We start from the raw sequence: 17,805 nt of genomic DNA, 5'->3' as shown, positions 1-17,805 counted from the left end.
TTGCAAGAGACTTCAAGCAAGCGTAGAGCTAATTTCTATATCATAAATAGGTTGATTTGTCAAGCAATACCAATGACAAACAAATAAATCCGGCACTTGAACGCCGACAGAAGCGATCGCAGGTGCAGCCGGAAAAGGCCAAAGTCGATCGAAACAAATCCTTTCCCCTACGAACCCGAACTGCATCACATAAGTCGCTGGGGGCGCATTTAAAAGATTCAGCAAGCGGTAAGCCAACTCATACAACTGCTGTCGCCAAACATCCGACAAATGCACCGGTTGAGAGTAACTCAACTCGCCAGACTGCTTGTCAGGTTCGCCACCAATCACCTCCGCATACAGTGGCCCCTTTGCAGTCAACACCACAGGCAGCCAAAAATTGCCCTCGCCGACGGGAAAAAGTAACTCCTGGGACACTCGATCGCGCGCCGCCGAAACATTGCCACAAAATCGAAACACATCTTGAGCCGGAAAAAGCAGATTCTCTGGCACATCCAGCGTCAAAGGACAAAAGATCGCCCCACCCGGAGCGATGGCGCCAGAATTGAGTTCAGAAACCCCACAGATATTGACTTCAGTTAAAGGATGAGATTGAGCGATCGCCGCCTTGAGACTGGTGGCCGGGCCTTTCTCACCACCCGCGACAATCAAAACCTTAGACATTGCCAAAGCTCGGCATTTGAATTCCTCGATCGTCCTCAGCATCGACGCTCGGCAGATCCAGGCCCTTAGCCTTGCGGCTCCGCACAGCTAGACGGTAAGTTACGCTTTGCAACTCTGTGTGCAACTGGCGATTTTCCTTTTGCAATTGCTCCAACTTTTCCTTAATCGGCTCGATCCGCTCGGCAAACTTCTGGCGGTAAACCCCCGGCAATTCCTGAACCACCTGTTCCAGCATCCGAGAGCGATCCGTCAATTCTTGCACCGACTGTCGCAGTTGGTAAACCTCAGCATCCCGCTCCGCGATTTGTTCCTGATAAAAACCCACCTGTTCTTCAACAGCTTGGAGTTGTTCCCGCATTGCCTGCATTTGAGCTTGGTGGCGATCGGAAACTTCCGGCGCCGGCACAAAACTAGAATTGCCCTTCACCAGCCGGAAAAGTTCTTGAGACAACTGTTGCACCAATTGGTCGCGCATTTGCAGCTCTTCGGTGAGACGAGATACCTCTGATTGCAATTCTTTTGAGCTTACAAGTTTAGTTTGATTCACGATGACTCTCAGCTTTTGTTATATAATGTGTTTCTCTTTAAAAATATCTTCCCCTTACCGCAGAGGCAAGAGGCACTTCAAAAGTTTTGAACCCATTAGGCTAAATCGAGCCAGGGGCCCGATGTCAAGGGTAAAGCTCAGTTTAACTCACATCAGGCATCCACGTCATCACCTGAGTTTCTTGGCATAGACAGAGTTAAAATCCTAGGTTTTTTGTCAATAAACCAGGTTTCTTAGCTTTTTCCGAGAATAGTGCCAGATATTATGTGTAACCAATCACAGCCGAAAGCACTTTGCCAGCTTCGTCCACGGTGCTGCCAAAACAGATAATGCCGTCCTCGTGACCGGCCATCGCCAGAATTTGACGCTCTGCCAAATTCTCCTCCTCAAAAAGTCTAAACATTTCTAAGGCCATCTGGGGAGTGCCGTAAGGTATTTCTTTTCTAGTAGTAGGAATCTTAAACAGCAGTTGCTGCCATAGTTTAGGATTGTGAACATGAATTATCGCGCCCACATCCTGTCTATGAAGGTACAGGGCCCCGTGAGTCAGGGACTCCGACGAAGCTTGTACGGGGCCCCGGCAGCCGAGGAAATTTTGTTCTAAGTTAAATTCAGTAACAGTACAGTAGAATTCTGGTCCCAGAGTCCTCAAGTGTGCAGTCTGGGTTCCCGAAATCACGAATTGGCAAGAATTGCCGAGTCTGACGCTGACGTTGCCAAACCCTATGCCATTTTCGTAGACGCCAATTAATCCCCAAGAGTGCAGCCGATCACGCCAGTCCATCAAATCTGCTATGTTCCGGGCAGCTACAGGGTCTGCTTCTTCCCAGTCACAGCGGTACTTAACGACTCCTTCATCCATCCATTTTTTGTCCGATCAGACACGACTCTGACACGACAGACATTGCCGAAGCTGAGACTTAATCGAAGTTGTCAAGAAGTTGTCAAACAGCTTTTTTTGCCTGCTGCCTTATGTCTCGGTGCATAAGTGCCTTAACTAATCTACATTCCAGTGTCGCCGTAATTAGCGATCGACATTAGCAAAAAGTAAGCTACGAAAGAAGAACCAATTATTCCAAAAATCATGGTTTAGCCTCTAGGTGATTACAAAAGTTCAATATGAAAATGTACGCCTTCAGTCGGGGAGTTTGATTCCAGGCTTTTGCCCTTTCGAGTTTCTGAGGTGAAACTACATAACCTCCCTGAATCGCTTATCTCTCTATACTACAGCATTTCTACTGAGTTTAACTCTACCTTAATAAATATTTAAGGATAAAGTACCCCTTAATTACGTAACTCCGGTAAAAAGCAACCGTACATTTACTTATTTTTTACGATTATATCTATATTTAAGCAAGAATCAAGGGGAACACAAAAAATATTTTTTAGCCAGTCTGGGAGGAACTGGTGCAATCTTCGGGTGTTCTACGTTAGTCAACACCTATGTCGATCGAGCAATTTGTAGCTCCGGGGCATCCTACAAGCTAAGAAACCGGGTTGAGCGTAATATCATGTCGGGTAAAATCACCGCAGCGCCAGCTCGCGTCGGCGGGTTCACCAAAATCTGTAAGTAGTAGTATAAGTTATAGCTCCCGTAAACCCGCGCCTACCTAGAGGGGGATAGTCGATCGACCGAACCTGATATAAGTTCTATTAAGAAAAAAACAAGCCGATCGAGGCATCACTGCTCGATCGGCTAAAGTCTTCTGTGGAGTGCGATCGCTCGTAGCCCTTTAAATGTGGAAGTGATACAAGATACTGCCGTCGTCTTTAATTTCGCAATTGGCATTAAAGACTTCAGCTTGTTGGTTCAAAAAACGCTGAGCGACATCCGGCGACAGCCGCGTTTCCATTGCAAACCGCACCAGAGTTATTTCGCCGCGGCCTTCTTTGATCAGTCGGTACAAAGCACTTTGGAGCCTTTCGCTCTCTTCTCGCTGAAAAGCTGCCTTGTACCTCCAATCCGCCACCGAAGGAATCAAACCCCGGCTGACCAAAATCGCCAACAGCAAGCCAATTCCCAAAATCAGAGGCACTGTCGGATCGCTCGTGGGCGTCGCCACAATTTGCGGCACTGTAGCGGCGGCCAAACTGCTGACCATTTCTTTTTCCGAAGCTTGCGTATCCGCCATTGCAAGCTGAGTTTTGTTGTAAAAGTCTTGCTGAAGCTTCATTTGCTGCAACAGCCGAGCGCGTTCTCTTTCGTATTGGTCGAGTTTTTGCTGAGCTTGTTTCAGGTCTTGAGTGACTTGTGCCAAGCGTTGGTTGAGCGACTGATTGACTGATTGCCACCGATATCTGTTAATCAGGCGGCTTTTTTCCACCATGCCCTTCATCAACATATCGACCGTTTGGATTGCTTGCTCCTGATCGAGCGAGCGATACCCAACAACAATCTCTAGGGGTTGTTCCGGCTTAGAAATCTTGACACTAGCATTTTGTCGAACTTGCTGGGGCGACAGCTTAACTGCATCTGCCACTGCTTTGACAACATTATCTGCCAGCAGAACCTCTGGGGTGAGTTGCTCTCCCTGCTTGAGAATTGTCGTGCCCGTACTCGAAAATTTGACTGGCGGATTATTAGAAGTGAGAGTGCCTTGAGCCATGAATCCGGGGGGCGGGGCGAGGCGGTAGGCCAGGGCGCCTGAAATGCCCATAATTACAGCAAAACTGCCTAAGGCAATCCATCTGTATTGATGTGCTGAAGATCTAAAACGTAAATTTCCCATTTTGATAGTCAAGTCATAACATTCGCTTGCCGCAGCTCCTGCCAAACCCAAGAACCATCGTTTCTTTCTGGTTAGTCAAATTGACTGCTGAAAATTTTCTCAGTTTCTATCTAAAAGCTATTAGCTTTTGAGAGTTGTCAATATTCACGATCCGAAAAAACCGATTGCGCTTTTATTTGATCCGAGCTATAACTTCAGTTTTTGTCCTTAATAATTAATCTGTAACAAGGCTTCTGGAAGTCTACTGGCATCAGACTAGCACTCAGGCGTGCGATCGCCTCGCCTCCCCGTGTTTGTTGACATTCAAAACAGTCTCCTTTTCACCCTTGGCAATTCTCCAATTATCTTACGTCTTGGCGTCTTGCGGACGCGGTTGAAGAATAAAAAAAACCTTAAATACTCGACCTAAAAACTTAACAAGCAAGAATTATACCATGCAGTTAAGAGTTTGCTGCGTATTAAAAAAAATTGTGGAGCTGGTCTCGCTCCCAGATCCACATATTCACATAACAATTATGGTTCGATCGGTTGATGGTTCGATCGAGCCTCAGAGGCGAATGTTCAGAAGCCGATCGGCAAAATAAGACCCTCGCGGGCCATGACAGCCTTCGGAAAAGCGATTTGCACGTCTTCGGCGATGCGATCGAGAAAATCGTCAGTATGAGCCGGATCGTGGTGAAAAATCACCACTCGTTTCACCCGCGCCTCCTTAGCCATTCTCACCGCTTCCTGCCAAGTCGAGTGTCCCCAACCCACCTTCGGAGACTTGGGGTTGTGATATTCCTCGTCTGTGTACATCGCGTCGTAAATCAGCACATCAGCGTCGAGGGCTAAATTGTAGACATTCTCATCTAGGCGATCGGGAAAATGTTCAGTGTCCGAACAATAAACAACAGATCGTCCCTGCCAAGTCACCCGATATCCCATAGCAGTATTCGGGTGATTCAGAGAACCAGTCCTAATCTCAATATCGTCCAGCATCATCGTCTGGTTGTGATGGAGTTCGTAGAAATTCAAATCTGCCTGCAAACCCATCAGCGGCACCGGCGAATTCGAGTGCAGCACCCGTTCGACAAAGTGCCTTTTCATGCAATCTCCATCCGGCGGAGTCGCCCCGTAAATATCAAAGCTATTGCCGCGGATGAAAGCTGGGGCGAACAGCGGGAAACCTTGAATGTGATCCCAATGATAGTGAGTAAAAAACATATAAGCTTGCACGGGCATTTCTTGCAGCAACTGGTCTCCCAGCATCCGCAAGCCTGTTCCGCCGTCAAAAATCAAGCGTTTGCCAGCGACTCGCATTTCCAAACAAGAAGTATTGCCGCCGTAGCGAACAGTTTCCTGTCCGGGTGTCGGAACACTGCCCCGCACGCCCCAAAACTGTACTACAAAATCATCTATACCTTTTATTGATTCGGAGGGTTGAGGGCAATCAAGGGGAGTTGCCGCTACAGAGGACAAGCTGATTTCCATTTTAAAATTCAGGCTTTAAGGTTCCACATTGTCCGTGATGGCGCAGAAGATGGTCGCACAACACTAAAGCTACCATCGCTTCCACCATTGGCACAGCTCTTGGCAAAACGCAAGGGTCGTGCCGTCCCTTGGCAGCCAGCAGCGTTTCTTCGCCTTCTCGGGTAACGGTGCGCTGCTGCTGGCGAATTGTTGCAGTTGGCTTGAAAGCCGCCCGCAAAATGATATTTTCGCCGTTAGCAATGCCACCCTGAATTCCGCCAGAGCGATTCGTCACTGTACGAATTACACCCTTATCATCAGTATAGTATTCATCATTATGTTCGCTGCCCTTGAGCAGAGTCCCGGCAAACCCGGAACCAATTTCAAAGCCTTTGCTGGCCGGCAAGGACATGATGGCTTTGGCCAAGTCGGCTTCGAGTTTGTCGAATACCGGCATTCCCAGGCCTTTGGGGACATTGCGGGCGACGCATTCGACTACACCGCCGATCGAATCTCCGCTGTCGCGAACTTTTTCGATCAGTTCAATCATTCTTTCGGCACATTCGGCATCTGGACAGCGGACGATGTTACTTTCTACTTGTTCTAAGGTAACAGTGTCCGGATCGGCGACACATTCTAAGTCTTTGATGCGTTTGACGTAGCCGACTATTTCGACTCCTGCTGCTTGTTTGAGAATTTTTTTAGCGATCGCCCCTGCTGCTACTCTACCAATTGTCTCTCTCGCGGACGATCGACCTCCGCCTTGCCAGTTACGAATTCCGTACTTGGCATCGTAGGTAGCGTCAGCGTGAGAAGGGCGGTAAGTTGTCGCCATTTCGCCGTAATCTTGGGGGCGAGTGTCTTGATTGCGGACTAAAATTGCGATCGGCGTTCCCAAAGTTTTGCCTTCAAACACCCCGGACAGAATTTCGCAGGTATCTGCTTCTTTGCGAGGTGTGGTAATTTTGCTTTGGCCGGGGCGGCGGCGATCGAGTTCGGCTTGAATTTCCGATGCGTCGATCGACACCAGGGGCGGGCAACCGTCAATTACTACTCCGACACCGCCGCCGTGAGATTCGCCAAATGTCGATATCCGAAATAAATGCCCAAAGGTATTGCCCATTATGCTTTGCCCTGAAACTTAATAATTTTTAGCTTAAATGGAATAGAGATTTACTGTATTTCTGAAAAATATACCATTGACGAGTAGGCGACACGCGATCGCCCCACAGCATCACTCCCTTCCCACCCCTAGAAGAATATCTACCAGGGAGAGAGGGAGAGACAGAGAATAGGAGATATCTGGAAACACACTTAAATTCATCCGTGTATCCGTGTCCGAATCCGTGTTGTGTCTTCCTTCTTCTTTAGTCTTCGTGTTCTTCAAAAGGATCTCTCAATTCCTTAGAGGGGGGACCGAAAGCGGTGTAGATCGAGAATCCGGTGATTGCCACCAGACACACGCCCAGTGAAATGCCTAGAACTGCTGCAGGTTCCATATTTTTGATCGATTATGAGTGCTCCACTCTATAATATTACAAAAAATAACAATCCGTCTGAAACTCTAGTGATTTTAGGCGCTGTACGGTATGGTAGCCAACCCCCACTCCCCATTTTCCGAGTCCCCCTGCAGCATTTCTGAGAAATTGCGATCGCAATTAGCGGTGAAAATATGTCAAACTTCTCTGTAGAGATTCATTGCAGGTGACTTATGGCACAACGAACTTGGTTAGGAGATATACTCAAACCCCTTAACTCAGAGTACGGCAAGGTGGCTCCTGGTTGGGGCACCACGCTGTTGATGAGCGTTTTCATTGGACTGTTTTTCGTGTTCTTGTTGATTATTTTGCAAATCTACAACTCTTCTCTAATTCTGGAGAGTGTGGATATGGATTGGTCGAGCCTAGGCCGCTAAAAATTGATCGCAAAACAGTAAGGCTAAAAGTAAAAGCTGAGGGTTGAGGAGAAAGGGCAAAAGCTAAGTTTTCCCGTTTTTCCTTACCCTTTCCGATTACTTTTGCCATAAATAAACAAGAAGTAACTAAACAAATTGCAGGAGAGAAAAAATGAATATTTTTGGCATTGGTTTGCCCGAAATGGCAGTTATTTTTACGATCGCCCTATTGGTATTTGGTCCGAAAAAATTACCCGAAATCGGCAGGAGTATGGGCAAGGCAATTCGGGGCTTTCAAGACGCTTCCCGGGAGTTTGAGTCGGAGTTCACGCGGGAAGCCAAGCAGTTAGAAGAAGCAGTAGCAACTAGCAGCAAACCGGAAACTGAAAAACTCGCGGCGGCGAATCCCAAGGAAGATAGCACAGACAGTTAAATGAACAACTCTCAGAAGTCGGAAACACCAGCGGAGTTAGTGATTCCCCAGCTAATAGTTGGGTTGGGAAATCCCGAACCTAAATACGATCGCACCCGACACAACATAGGCTTTAATGCTGTCGATGCCTTGGCTAAATCTTGGCAGATTTCCCTGTCGGAAAATCGCAAATTTCAAGGAATATTTGGCGAGGGAAACCGGCCGCGGGGACAGAAAATCCGCTTGCTGAAACCGCTTACTTACATGAATCTGTCGGGTCAAGCGATTCGGGCGGCGGCGGATTGGTACAAAATACCTGCGGAGTCGGTATTAATAGTATACGATGATATGGATTTGCCGATCGGGAAATTGAGAATCCGGCTTGCCGGTTCGGCCGGCGGACACAACGGCATGAAATCGACAATTTCTCATTTGGGCACAGACAAATTTCCCCGGTTGCGGATTGGCATCGGCAAACCTCAAAACGATGCTGCTAAAAATGAGAAAGATACGATTTCCTTCGTGTTAGGAAAGTTTTCCTCAGAGGAAAGTCAGTTAGTAGAAAAAGTGCTTAAACTGGTTGTAGAAGCTGTGGAACTAAGTCTGCACCAAGGAGTAGAAAAAGCCATGAGCCTTTACAATAGTCGCACAATTGCAGAAACAAACGCGGAAACAAAAAGGTGAGTTCGAGACGTTTGCCTGAAACAACTGCATATGTCCGAGTTACTGGTCAATCTTGGCAAAAAGGCACGATTGAGGGTGAAGTGACTGCCGGCAATTTTGAGTGGCAGTTTCAGTGGCGTTTCACGTCAGAAAAAACACTGATACTTGAGCCTTCTCAGGGTAGGGCATTGATTCAGGAACCGCTGCACCGTTTCCTGGAGAAATGGGATTATCAATTAGAACCCGGTGGCGATTATTCGTTCACGGTTCGGGCCCAGTTTTAAAATCTTGGTAATGGGAAGGAAAAAGGCAATGGAGAATGCAAACTTTCTCTAGTAGGATATCCAGATTCCACTAATTGTTTAATTAATTATGGGGAATTGCTGTGATGGGAAAGTGTGAAAACGTAATGGGGGAGGCCAACTTTCTCTAGTAGTATCTCCCGATTCCAGTAATTCTTTAATTAAAGCAGGTGGCGTCCCTTCTCGGTAAGCCCCGCAATAATACATTGTCAAAACAGCTTTGTAAGCCCAGTGATTGGAAGGTAAATCGGTAAAAGGATTGGGCAGAGTTTCAGCCTGATTCTGCACGCAAGCATTGAGAATTTGTTCTCGCGCTGGCTGCACTTGAACTAAAGAATTATTTGGCTTGAGTTGAGCGGTAGTTTGTGCATTTGCCGGAGCTAGCAAACCTGTAGAAGTTAACAGTATAGCAGTGCCAAAGATGCTGATTTTCATAAGTTTATAAATTTCTGAATAAGTTGGGTGGTAGTGAGGACTTTAGTCCTGAAAGTTGTGGGAAATAAGGACTCTTCGTCCTTACTACAAACCTTTGGAATGTTCAGACATTTTTCGCATTCCCAAGGCCAAGACACTCAAAAACAACAGCCCGATCGCCCCAGCTAGCGGATTGCCGTTAACTCCTGTCACCCACTCGGGGGCAGAGCCCGAATATCGCACTAACTGCCCGATGTTAATGATGTAATATCCCCAGACTAAACCTGCATGAAGCCCGATCGACAAACCGAGGCGATTTTGGCGCGATCTTTTTCCCCAAACCAGAATCAAACCCAGCAACAACAACCCCGGAAACTGCGGCCAACTCCCCAGCATTGCCGCGACAGGTTTGATAAAATGAGATAGGGCAAACACCAGGCTATTGACCCAGAGAGATATTTTATAATTGTAATCCCGCTGCAACTCGTCCAGCAACCAACCACGGAATACCAACTCCTCCGCAAAACCGACTCCAAGGGCGCTTAACAGCCCTTCTGCGATGATTCTAGGCAAATTATCAGAATTTTGCCACGCGACTAAGCCGAACAGCCCTTGCACCGCAAATAAGCTGAAAGTGAGCAAAAGCCCGATCGCCAATCCGATTAAAAGCTCAAAACCGTTTTTTCGCGTATTGATTAAACCATAAATCTTGAGTAATTGGGTTTGTCCGTAAGCCTGTTTTCCCCAGCGCGGCACTAGGAACAAAAACTCAGCAAACAGCAATCCCATTGTGAGAATAGTTGCGAGGTTACTATCTTTAACTAACAAGTAAATTGGTGCTGCTAACGGCAACCAGATTGAGAGCAAAATTAACAGAAAAATTGCGATGCGTAAAAGAAATGGATACGTGGCTATTTTTCTCCGGGCAGTCATTGCTTACAAGTTATTTGCTGAGAGATTTTAATTTTTAGTAAAAATAAACATAACACGGGTCGGGCGCATCAGTGAAACGGTCAAGTTGCTGTGGCTATAGCTCCTTGCCTTACCGACAGCATCGAGGATACGAACCCCCTAGTGCACTACTTTTGGTGTAGCACAAATAAGCGTCACTAGAAAAAGTGACTGTAAACTCGCCAACACTGCCACTTATATATGGAGTATCAGAATATGGAAGGATAAATCAAAATGTCACAGCAAGATCCTACAAGTATCGATTTAACCAGTAGTGACTTTTCTTTTGGAGAAATCTCAGTCGATGACATCGCTGCGATCGCAGCAATAGAGGCTGGAATTAGCGATCCAACGCATCCAATCCAAAGCGAAACTGCACCAATACCTAGCATCCCACCGTTACCGATCGCACCTATCCCATTTCCGACGCCAATTCCCATCCCCAAACGGCCGGTCAGTGGGCGCTACCGCGGTACATTAGGCAGCTTTCAACTCGAAGTGCGGGTTGACGTTGACCGCACTCGACCGATGAAGCGGTTAAGCGGCGACTTTTTCCAAATTAGCGGTGGTACGACCACCTATTTTGGCTCCTTTATCGTCGATGCGCCGACGATAACGGTAACTGCTTCTCAAGTCGTCATCAAGGGTCTCGGAAGCTTTAGCTTTGCCGCCGGAGCTCCGGTGGTGCAGGTAACAATTGCACGAAAGGTCATCTTCCAGCCGCAGGCGCCAGCAACGGTGCAATTTTTCACAAATGGCGGAGCAGCCGGAGCAACTTACACTTGTGTCTTCGAGTCTATCTATTTCCGAAGTCTGCGGCTCGAAACAGACCGGGTTTCCGATGTTGTCACTCCCATATTCAGCAGCTACAACACGGGTTCGCTGCCGTCAGGGGGGCCAGCGCGCAACCTCAGCGTTGTCAGTTCCTATGCAGAAGCTGGGATCGAGATGATCCCAACAGCAGGGAACAACGTTATCAATATCGATGAAGCTGGTGCTGGTGCTAAATGGAGCAACGCGGAACTGCACGCTTCGATGCAAAAACACTTCACCTTGTGGCAAGATTTGCCGCAGTGGGCTGTTTGGCAAGTCGTTGCTCAACTGCACGAGATAGGCCCTAATCTGTACGGCATCATGTTTGACCAGCAAGGGAAGCAGCGGCAAGGTTGCGCCGTATTTCATCAAGGTATTGGCGGGGAAACTGCCGAAAAATTGCGATTGCAGCTCTATACCTACGTTCACGAGCTGGGACATAGTTTTAACTTACTTCACTCGTGGCAAAAGTCCTTGGCGACGCCCCCTGGTACGAATCGCCCCCTGGCGCTGTCTTGGATGAACTATCCCTTTAATTACCCAGCACCGGGTGGCCAGGCTACGTACTGGAGCCAGTTTGCGTTTCAGTTCGACAATGAGGAGGTAATCCATCTCCGCCATGCGTTCCGCAACAATATTATCGTGGGTGGAAACAACTTTACTGTCGGCTCTGGTCTGGGGCAGGAAGTGATGGCCGATCCCATTCGCGATGAGTCGGGACTGACTTTCAGGATCTCTACCAACCAAAAGAGCTTCGCGCTGGGTGAGCCTGTGGTACTGCAATTAATGCTGGGAACGACGACTGCGGGCGGGCGCCGGGTGCATACTTGGTTGCATCCGAATTACGGCTTGGTCAAAATCGTGATTCGCAAGCCTAGTGGCGCGGTTGTTGTTTATGAACCGCTAATCGATCATTTAGTTGGTCAGCAAGAAAGTACGATCGCCGGCGATGATGTGATTCCTGAAAGCGCGTATATCGGCTATGGCAAAGATGGACTCTATTTCGATCTACCCGGAAATTACCAGGTACGGGCGGTCTATGGGGCTATGGACGGTTCGCAGGTATTCTCCGATATCCTGACTATTCGAGTTCGCTATCCTGTGACGCCAATTGAGGAAGAACTGGCCTCTCTGTTTATGGGTGACGAACAGGGTACTTTGCTCTATTTGCTGGGTTCGGATGATGAGTCTTTGCAAAGCGGTAACGATGCTTTTGAGGAAGTTCTGGCGAAGTATCCGAAACAGCCGATGGCAAACTATGTTCGGATGGTGCAGGGTATCAACGCTAGCCGTGAGTTTAAAACGATCACGGACGATCGTGAAACCCGGGTGATTGTACGCCCACCGAAGTTGAATGAAAGCGCGAAGTTGCTGACAGCAGTTGCAGATTCCAATATTCTCGACCCTGTTTCGGCACAGATGTCCCTTTCCTGTTTAGCCGAGGTTCAGGCTAAAATCGGAGATGAGGATGCGGTCAACAAAACTTTGAGCCAAATCTCAGCAATGGAAGTCAAGACAATGCGATATGCAGACAAAAAGTAAGCCTTAAATTGCTGCATTACTCTCAAGATTGCTTTACCATTTCTAGTAGACGCACAAACTCTATTTGTAGGGTGGGCAGTGCCCACCTTACCACTACAAATAGTGTTCTCAACTCATCGCCTAAGTCTTGAATTTGTACAAAACACTACCGACAAAAACCTCACTGTATTAAGGATAAGTCTGTTGTTTGTTCGAGCCTTAATAATTCTGTTGGCAATTTTGGCGATCGGGTTTACCTGCGTACCCGATCGTCCCCAAGCCGATTTTTTGACCCCTTACCATTACCAAGCGAGTACCAATATGCGTTTATCGATCAAACTTCGCGACGGTTTCAGCAATAGTACGGTCATTATAGAAGTCAACGGACAGCAAGTCTATCGCAAGTCAGGCGTGACTACAGATTTGACGATTTCCTTCGCGGATGTGGTGGAAGTTCCTGTTGAAGAATCCACAGTTAAATTGAAGGTGACGGTGGAGGGTGGCGAGACGCAAACCAAGGAAATTCGAGTGCCAGAGACTCCTTTTGTTGATGTCTGGATTCTTAACGGCAAAATGGAGTTGCAAGCATCCAAGGAAGAAATGCCGATGCTTTAGCAATTTAGCAATTCCTCGATTCCACATCAGATTAAACATTGACATTGTGAGGTTATTTCCTAATTTTGCAATCCTGATTTTTTGAAGCTGGCAACTGGTGCGGGCTGTACGCAGCAGGCAGAAACAGCTAGAATGGTATCGTATCAATTGCAAATTTAGGTAAAACAAGCTTAACAAGCCAGGTGACAATGACGGAAGCCTCCGATTTTTCCAATGTCGATCGAGAATTAGATGACACAATTTTAAGCTTCGCAGACATTCAGGCAGAACTCAACCTGCGCCACGCTAAAGATGCTCTGCGAGATATAGTAGAAAATCTCGACTTGACAGTTCAAGAGCGAACTGGACTAGAACCAGAAATTGGCGGGTTGGAGAAAATGCTCGACAAGCTAGAGCGCGCTTGCGTGCAAATAGCTGTGTTTGGGATGGTGGGAAGGGGAAAATCTTCGGTTTTGAACGCGCTTTTGGGTCAAAATGTGTTTGAAACTGGCCCGACTCACGGGGTGACTCGCACTACGACTATTGGCCAGTGGGATGTCGGAGAGGGTATTGATGAGAATTTACCCGATCGACTTTCGCCAGTTATTTACCGTTTGTCGCAAGTTGAATTAATCGACACTCCGGGAATAGATGAAGTTGACGGCGAAACTCGCGAACTTTTAGCCCGCCGCGTTGCTCAACAAGCTGATTTGATTTTGTTTGTGGTGGCTGGCGACATTACGAAGGTAGAATACGCCGCACTTTCGCAGTTGCGGGAAGCCGGAAAACCGATGTTATTAGTTTTTAATAAAATTGACCAGTATCCTGATGCAGACAGGCTGGCAATTTATCATAAAATTCGAGACGATCGCGTGAGAGAATTGTTGTCTCCCGATGAAATTGTGATGGCGGCGGCTTCGCCTTTGACGGCGAGGGCGGTGCGCCGTCCCGACGGAAGTATGGGCGTGCAAATGACTCGCAGTTTGCCACAAGTACAAGATTTAAAATTAAAGATTTTGGAGATTTTAGACCGGGAAGGCAAATCTTTGGTTGCCCTGAATACGATGCTCTGTGCAGGGGATATTAACGAGCAGTTGGTGCAGCGAAAAATGGAAATTCGAGATGACGCGGCTAATCGAATTATCTGGAACGGGGTAATGACTAAAGCTGTGGCGATCGCACTTAATCCAATTACTGTAGTTGATATTCTTAGCGGTGCGGTAATTGATGTGGTGATGATCTTAACTTTATCTAAAGTTTACGGCATTGCGATGACGGAAGCGGGCGCGGTGGAATTGCTGCAAAAGATTGCGATTAGTATGGGCGGGATTACGGCCGGCGAATTGTTGGCTAATTTTGGTTTGAGCTCGTTGAAAGGATTGTTGGGTTTGGCGACGCCAGCGACGGGGGGTTTGGCTTTAGGGCCTTATTTGTCTGTGGCGGTGACGCAAGCAGCGATCGCGGGGGTTTCTTCCTACGGAATTGGTCAAGTTACTAAGGCTTATTTGGCTAATGGTGCTTCTTGGGGAGATGATGGGCCAAAGGCTGTGGTGAGCAAGATTTTGTCTTCTTTGGATGAGGATTCTATTTTAAATCGGATTAAGGAGGAGTTGCGGGCTAAGTTGGATTTGGGAAGTGTGGAAAAACAGAAATCTTAGTGATCGGCTGTTTTACGTTGAGCCAGCAATCCTGGCGTCGCCCTGCCACAATCCGGCAGGGGTTTAAACCCCTGCTTCAAAGCTAAATTTGTCGGAAGACAATTTAACAAATTATTAGGATAACAACCAATTACCAATTACCAATTATTACTAACTCAGGACTTAGGCAATTGGCACAGGTTGGGCGATTGCGGCAAATAAGGTGCGCCGTGCACACCCTACTCTAATTCCACGAACCGGCGGCTTAACATCAGGTTTTTAACCCTAATTCCATCCTATTTGTAACCTCTATTTTTCTCTGACCAAATGCGGGTTGGTAGTCCCCACACATAGACAAATCCTTCGGCAGCTTTGTGATCGAATTCGTCCTCTGCGCCGTAGGTTGCTAAGTCGAAACTGTACAGAGAATTGTCAGATTTGCGACCGACAATAGTCGCATTTCCTTTGAACAGTTTGAGCCGCACGGTTCCAGTTACTCGCTTTTGCGTGTCCTGAATAAATGCGTCTAAAGCTGTTTTCAAAGGATTGTACCAAAGACCGTTATAAATCATTTGGCTGTAGGTTTCTTCGATGCCTCGCTTGTACCGCGTCACATCTGCTGTCAGCGTCAAACTTTCTAAGTCTCGGTGCGCGTGCATCAAAACTAAAATCGCTGGTGTTTCGTAAATTTCGCGCGATTTAATCCCGACGAGGCGGTTTTCAATCATGTCGATCCTGCCGACTCCGTGGTTTCCAACTATTTCGTTTAGCTGAGAAATTAAGGCGACTGGTGATAACTCTTTGCCGTTTAAACTGACAGGATTTCCGCAATCGAAACCGATTTCTATGTATTCGGGTGTGTCGGGAGTTTGCTCGATCGCCTTTGTCATCAAATATACCTCTTCCGGCGGTTCTGCCCAAGGATCTTCGAGGATTCCGGCTTCAATTGCCATTCCTAATAAGTTGCGATCGATACTGTAAGGGGAAGACTTTTTCACCGGGGACGGAATGCCGCATTTTTCGCCGTATGCGATGGTTTCCTCGCGGCTCATTTTCCACTCCCGCGCTGGTGCTAAGATTTTAATCTTGGGGTTGAGTGCGCCGATCGACACATCGAACCGTACCTGATCGTTTCCCTTACCTGTACAACCGTGGGCGATGGCATCTGCACCGTATTTTTCCGCAGCTTCTACTAACAATTTAGCAATCAGCGGGCGAGCCAGGGCAGTCGAAAGGGGATAACGGTTTTCGTAAAGTGCGTTAGCTTGAATCGCTGGAAACGCATAGTCTTTGACAAATTCTTCGGTAGCATCAATAACTAAAGATTCCGAAGCACCGGATGCTAAAGCTTTTTTGCGGATCGGTTCTAATTCGTCTCCCTGTCCCAAATCCGCAGCCAGAGTAATTACCTCTTCCACACCCCACTCGTTTTTGAGGTAAGGAATGCAGACGGAGGTATCGACTCCGCCGGAATATGCTAGCACAACTTTTTTAGCGCGACTCATTGCTCTTTACATCCTGAATTTAACTGACATCTTGCACCATTTTCACTAAGCTTTTCAGGGCGGGCAAGATGGCCACCCCACAAAAAAATATCATTTTTGTGGAACAGGCCGGAAAGCCTGTTCTTGAGAATGGTGCAAGATATCCGATTTAACCGACTTTTCATTATGCACCTAATTGAGATCGATTCTTGTCAGAAATAGTACAGATTTATATATTCTTTATTTGATAAACTTGGCTATTTACCGCGGGAGTTGCTGGGGAAAATCTGCTACCGTGGGATACGGTAACTGTGGCGATGGGGAAAAACGGTGTTTTTTAGTGTTGTAATTCCGACGTATAATCGTAAACCGATTTTGGCAAAATGTCTACTGGCTTTGGAAAATCAGCAGTTTGGTGAGATTGTCAGAGAGTATGAAGTAATAGTCGTGGACGACGGCTCGACGGACGGGACGCTGGAGTGGTTGGTGGCAAATGCTGACTTGTTGCCTCATGTGCGATCGATCTGTCAATCTCACCAAGGCCCGGCGGCGGCTCGGAATTTGGGCGTTGAAGATGCTAAGGGCGATACAATTATTTTTATTGACAGCGATTTGGTGGTAACAGAGCATTTTTTGCAAGCACACGCCGATGCTTTACTACAGGGTTACAAAGATACTAATGCTGTTTTTACTTACGGCAGCGTGATTAATACTTGCAATTTCGACAATCCTACCTCAGAACCTTACAAAATCACCGATTTTTCGGCGGCTTATTTTGCTACGGGAAATGTGGCGATCGCCCGCCACTGGCTGCTAGATGCTGGACTTTTTGACACTCGGTTTCAACTGTACGGATGGGAAGATTTAGAGTTGGGAGTTAGGTTGAAGAAATTAGGTTTGAAACTGATTAAATGTCCGGCTGCTGTTGGTTATCACTGGCATCCCCCTTTTAGTTTAGAGCAAATTCCGGGCATGATTGACCGAGAAATTCAGCGCGGGAGAATGGGAGTTTTGTTTTATCAAAAACACCCAAGTTGGGAAGTACGGATGATGATTCAAATGACTGTTTTGCACCAAATATTGTGGGGAGTTTTATCATTAGGTGGGATGCTTAACGAGCGAACGATGACTCCTTTTTTGCAGTGGTTGATTGACCAAGGCAAGCCCCAGCTAGCTTTAGAAATTGCTCGGATTTTTCTGAATTGGTATAACGTGAAAGCCGTGTACGCCGCTGGTGGGGAATTGCCGACGGAGACAAAGATACCATAAATCAGCCCGAAAGCGCCGATAAAATATAAGATATTGTTGGAGTTTTTCAGTGGCCATGAGTGTCAACTTAAGCTCATAATTAGTAACGGTATACTGTTTGACTACTGTTTGACAATTATGCCTACACTGCCCTTGCGCTGCTTAAGAAGGGGGATTTAGGGAATTCAAGACTTGGATACAAACCCGCCGAAAAAACAAGAACTTTATTCTTAAGTTGACACCCATGTTCTGCCTGTTTAAATTAACCTTTCCCGTGAGGATATCTACTGAAAAAACACCACACAAAGCCACCCGCTCAAGGGAGTCCAAACCGGGTTATAGACCTTGTAAAAGTTTGAGCTTTAATCAAAACTCCTTGCTTAGCTTAGCCTGTGATTTGAGGCATCTAGGCTGTTTTCTCACTCGGCTCCGATAATTTGAGCCACCAACATTTTCAAACGAGCATTACTTTTGATACAAT

Annotated in this window: 18 protein-coding genes; 8 read left to right on the top strand and 10 right to left on the bottom strand. The window is 47.1% G+C overall.

The window, feature by feature from the left end:
* Positions 1 to 12: 12 nt before the first annotated feature.
* From QUB25_RS22415 to psbN, 7 genes are all read right to left on the bottom strand, one after another.
* Positions 13 to 663, bottom strand: a complete 651-nt coding sequence (locus tag QUB25_RS22415; protein WP_333186244.1) for a hypothetical protein — start codon at positions 661 to 663, stop codon at positions 13 to 15.
* Positions 656 to 1,210, bottom strand: coding sequence for an Npun_F5560 family protein (locus QUB25_RS22410; RefSeq protein ID WP_333063243.1), 555 nt, complete (start codon positions 1,208 to 1,210; stop codon positions 656 to 658). The genes QUB25_RS22415 and QUB25_RS22410 overlap by 8 nt, the downstream gene beginning before the upstream one ends.
* A gap of 262 nt (positions 1,211 to 1,472) precedes the next feature.
* Positions 1,473 to 2,072, bottom strand: coding sequence for a class II aldolase/adducin family protein (locus QUB25_RS22405; RefSeq protein WP_333041704.1), 600 nt, complete (start codon positions 2,070 to 2,072; stop codon positions 1,473 to 1,475).
* A gap of 871 nt (positions 2,073 to 2,943) precedes the next feature.
* The gene (locus QUB25_RS22400) at positions 2,944 to 3,867 is read right to left on the bottom strand and encodes a hypothetical protein (RefSeq protein WP_333119890.1); all 924 of its coding nucleotides are present in this window, start codon (positions 3,865 to 3,867) and stop codon (positions 2,944 to 2,946) included.
* A 633-nt stretch (positions 3,868 to 4,500) separates the two neighbouring features.
* Positions 4,501 to 5,412: an MBL fold metallo-hydrolase gene (locus QUB25_RS22395; RefSeq protein ID WP_333063246.1), complete on the bottom strand. Its 912-nt coding sequence runs from the start codon at positions 5,410 to 5,412 to the stop codon at positions 4,501 to 4,503.
* Between the two features lies 1 nt (position 5,413).
* A complete protein-coding gene (gene aroC / locus QUB25_RS22390) occupies positions 5,414 to 6,514 on the bottom strand; it encodes a chorismate synthase (RefSeq protein WP_190659307.1) in 1,101 nt (366 codons plus the stop codon).
* A 244-nt stretch (positions 6,515 to 6,758) separates the two neighbouring features.
* A complete protein-coding gene (psbN, locus tag QUB25_RS22385) occupies positions 6,759 to 6,890 on the bottom strand; it encodes a photosystem II reaction center protein PsbN (RefSeq protein ID WP_006633693.1) in 132 nt (43 codons plus the stop codon).
* Positions 6,891 to 7,102: 212 nt separating this feature from the next.
* Here psbN and psbH point away from each other — a divergent pair, with 212 nt between their 5' ends.
* The 4 genes from psbH to QUB25_RS22365 all read left to right on the top strand — a co-directional run bounded on the left by psbH (position 7,103) and on the right by QUB25_RS22365 (position 8,644).
* Positions 7,103 to 7,306, top strand: coding sequence for a photosystem II reaction center phosphoprotein PsbH (gene psbH / locus QUB25_RS22380; RefSeq protein WP_015176007.1), 204 nt, complete (start codon positions 7,103 to 7,105; stop codon positions 7,304 to 7,306).
* Between the two features lie 151 nt (positions 7,307 to 7,457).
* Positions 7,458 to 7,718 (top strand): TatA/E family twin arginine-targeting protein translocase, encoded by a 261-nt coding sequence (locus QUB25_RS22375; RefSeq protein WP_333186238.1) that lies wholly within the window; start codon positions 7,458 to 7,460, stop codon positions 7,716 to 7,718.
* Positions 7,719 to 8,381 carry an aminoacyl-tRNA hydrolase gene (gene pth / locus QUB25_RS22370; RefSeq protein ID WP_333186235.1) on the top strand — a complete coding sequence of 221 codons (663 nt, stop codon included), beginning with the start codon at positions 7,719 to 7,721 and terminating at the stop codon, positions 8,379 to 8,381.
* Complete coding sequence (locus QUB25_RS22365; RefSeq protein WP_006633689.1) at positions 8,378 to 8,644, top strand: DUF3146 family protein; 267 nt, start codon at positions 8,378 to 8,380, stop codon at positions 8,642 to 8,644. Before pth ends, QUB25_RS22365 begins: the two co-directional genes overlap by 4 nt.
* Positions 8,645 to 8,722: 78 nt before the next feature.
* Here QUB25_RS22365 and QUB25_RS22360 read toward each other — a convergent pair whose 3' ends face one another.
* Together QUB25_RS22360 and QUB25_RS22355 are read right to left on the bottom strand one after the other, a co-directional pair.
* Positions 8,723 to 9,097, bottom strand: coding sequence for an S-layer protein (locus tag QUB25_RS22360; RefSeq protein ID WP_333186233.1), 375 nt, complete (start codon positions 9,095 to 9,097; stop codon positions 8,723 to 8,725).
* Positions 9,098 to 9,181: 84 nt separating this feature from the next.
* Positions 9,182 to 10,009: a type II CAAX endopeptidase family protein gene (locus QUB25_RS22355; protein WP_333186230.1), complete on the bottom strand. Its 828-nt coding sequence runs from the start codon at positions 10,007 to 10,009 to the stop codon at positions 9,182 to 9,184.
* A 252-nt stretch (positions 10,010 to 10,261) separates the two neighbouring features.
* Between QUB25_RS22355 and QUB25_RS22350 the strand changes: the two genes are divergently transcribed.
* From QUB25_RS22350 to QUB25_RS22340, 3 genes are all read left to right on the top strand, one after another.
* Positions 10,262 to 12,382, top strand: a complete 2,121-nt coding sequence (locus QUB25_RS22350) for a hypothetical protein (protein WP_333186228.1) — start codon at positions 10,262 to 10,264, stop codon at positions 12,380 to 12,382.
* A gap of 183 nt (positions 12,383 to 12,565) precedes the next feature.
* Entirely contained in the window at positions 12,566 to 12,976 is a 411-nt protein-coding gene (locus QUB25_RS22345) for a hypothetical protein (protein WP_333186225.1), read from the top strand.
* A 188-nt stretch (positions 12,977 to 13,164) separates the two neighbouring features.
* Positions 13,165 to 14,613: a GTP-binding protein gene (locus tag QUB25_RS22340; protein ID WP_333041686.1), complete on the top strand. Its 1,449-nt coding sequence runs from the start codon at positions 13,165 to 13,167 to the stop codon at positions 14,611 to 14,613.
* A 275-nt stretch (positions 14,614 to 14,888) separates the two neighbouring features.
* On the opposite strand, the gene QUB25_RS22335 is transcribed toward QUB25_RS22340, so the two are convergent.
* On the bottom strand, positions 14,889 to 16,097 hold the full coding sequence (locus QUB25_RS22335) for an argininosuccinate synthase (protein ID WP_333041685.1): 1,209 nt from the start codon (positions 16,095 to 16,097) through the stop codon (positions 14,889 to 14,891).
* Between the two features lie 309 nt (positions 16,098 to 16,406).
* Here QUB25_RS22335 and QUB25_RS22330 point away from each other — a divergent pair, with 309 nt between their 5' ends.
* Entirely contained in the window at positions 16,407 to 17,345 is a 939-nt protein-coding gene (locus QUB25_RS22330) for a glycosyltransferase family A protein (protein WP_333186221.1), read from the top strand.
* Positions 17,346 to 17,805: the final 460 nt, after the last annotated feature.

It is taken from the genome of Microcoleus sp. B3-D7, assembly GCF_036705305.1.
Taxonomy (GTDB): domain Bacteria; phylum Cyanobacteriota; class Cyanobacteriia; order Cyanobacteriales; family Microcoleaceae; genus Microcoleus.
Note: the sequence above shows the minus strand (reverse complement) of the source record. Positions and strands in the feature narration are given on the sequence as shown.

Excerpts from the sequence above, each read along its gene's own strand:
- QUB25_RS22355 (WP_333186230.1), bottom strand. The coding sequence starts at position 10,009 with ATGACTGCCCGGAGAAAAATAGCCACGTATCCATTTCTTTTACGCATC.
- psbN (WP_006633693.1), bottom strand. The coding sequence starts at position 6,890 with ATGGAACCTGCAGCAGTTCTAGGCATTTCACTGGGCGTGTGTCTGGTG.
- psbH (WP_015176007.1), top strand. The coding sequence starts at position 7,103 with ATGGCACAACGAACTTGGTTAGGAGATATACTCAAACCCCTTAACTCA.
- pth (WP_333186235.1), top strand. The coding sequence starts at position 7,719 with ATGAACAACTCTCAGAAGTCGGAAACACCAGCGGAGTTAGTGATTCCC.
- aroC (WP_190659307.1), bottom strand. The coding sequence starts at position 6,514 with ATGGGCAATACCTTTGGGCATTTATTTCGGATATCGACATTTGGCGAA.
- QUB25_RS22375 (WP_333186238.1), top strand. The coding sequence starts at position 7,458 with ATGAATATTTTTGGCATTGGTTTGCCCGAAATGGCAGTTATTTTTACG.
- QUB25_RS22405 (WP_333041704.1), bottom strand. The coding sequence starts at position 2,072 with ATGGATGAAGGAGTCGTTAAGTACCGCTGTGACTGGGAAGAAGCAGAC.
- QUB25_RS22335 (WP_333041685.1), bottom strand. The coding sequence starts at position 16,097 with ATGAGTCGCGCTAAAAAAGTTGTGCTAGCATATTCCGGCGGAGTCGAT.
- QUB25_RS22350 (WP_333186228.1), top strand. The coding sequence starts at position 10,262 with ATGTCACAGCAAGATCCTACAAGTATCGATTTAACCAGTAGTGACTTT.
- QUB25_RS22415 (WP_333186244.1), bottom strand. The coding sequence starts at position 663 with ATGTCTAAGGTTTTGATTGTCGCGGGTGGTGAGAAAGGCCCGGCCACC.
- QUB25_RS22360 (WP_333186233.1), bottom strand. The coding sequence starts at position 9,097 with ATGAAAATCAGCATCTTTGGCACTGCTATACTGTTAACTTCTACAGGT.
- QUB25_RS22340 (WP_333041686.1), top strand. The coding sequence starts at position 13,165 with ATGACGGAAGCCTCCGATTTTTCCAATGTCGATCGAGAATTAGATGAC.
- QUB25_RS22395 (WP_333063246.1), bottom strand. The coding sequence starts at position 5,412 with ATGGAAATCAGCTTGTCCTCTGTAGCGGCAACTCCCCTTGATTGCCCT.
- QUB25_RS22400 (WP_333119890.1), bottom strand. The coding sequence starts at position 3,867 with ATGGGCATTTCAGGCGCCCTGGCCTACCGCCTCGCCCCGCCCCCCGGA.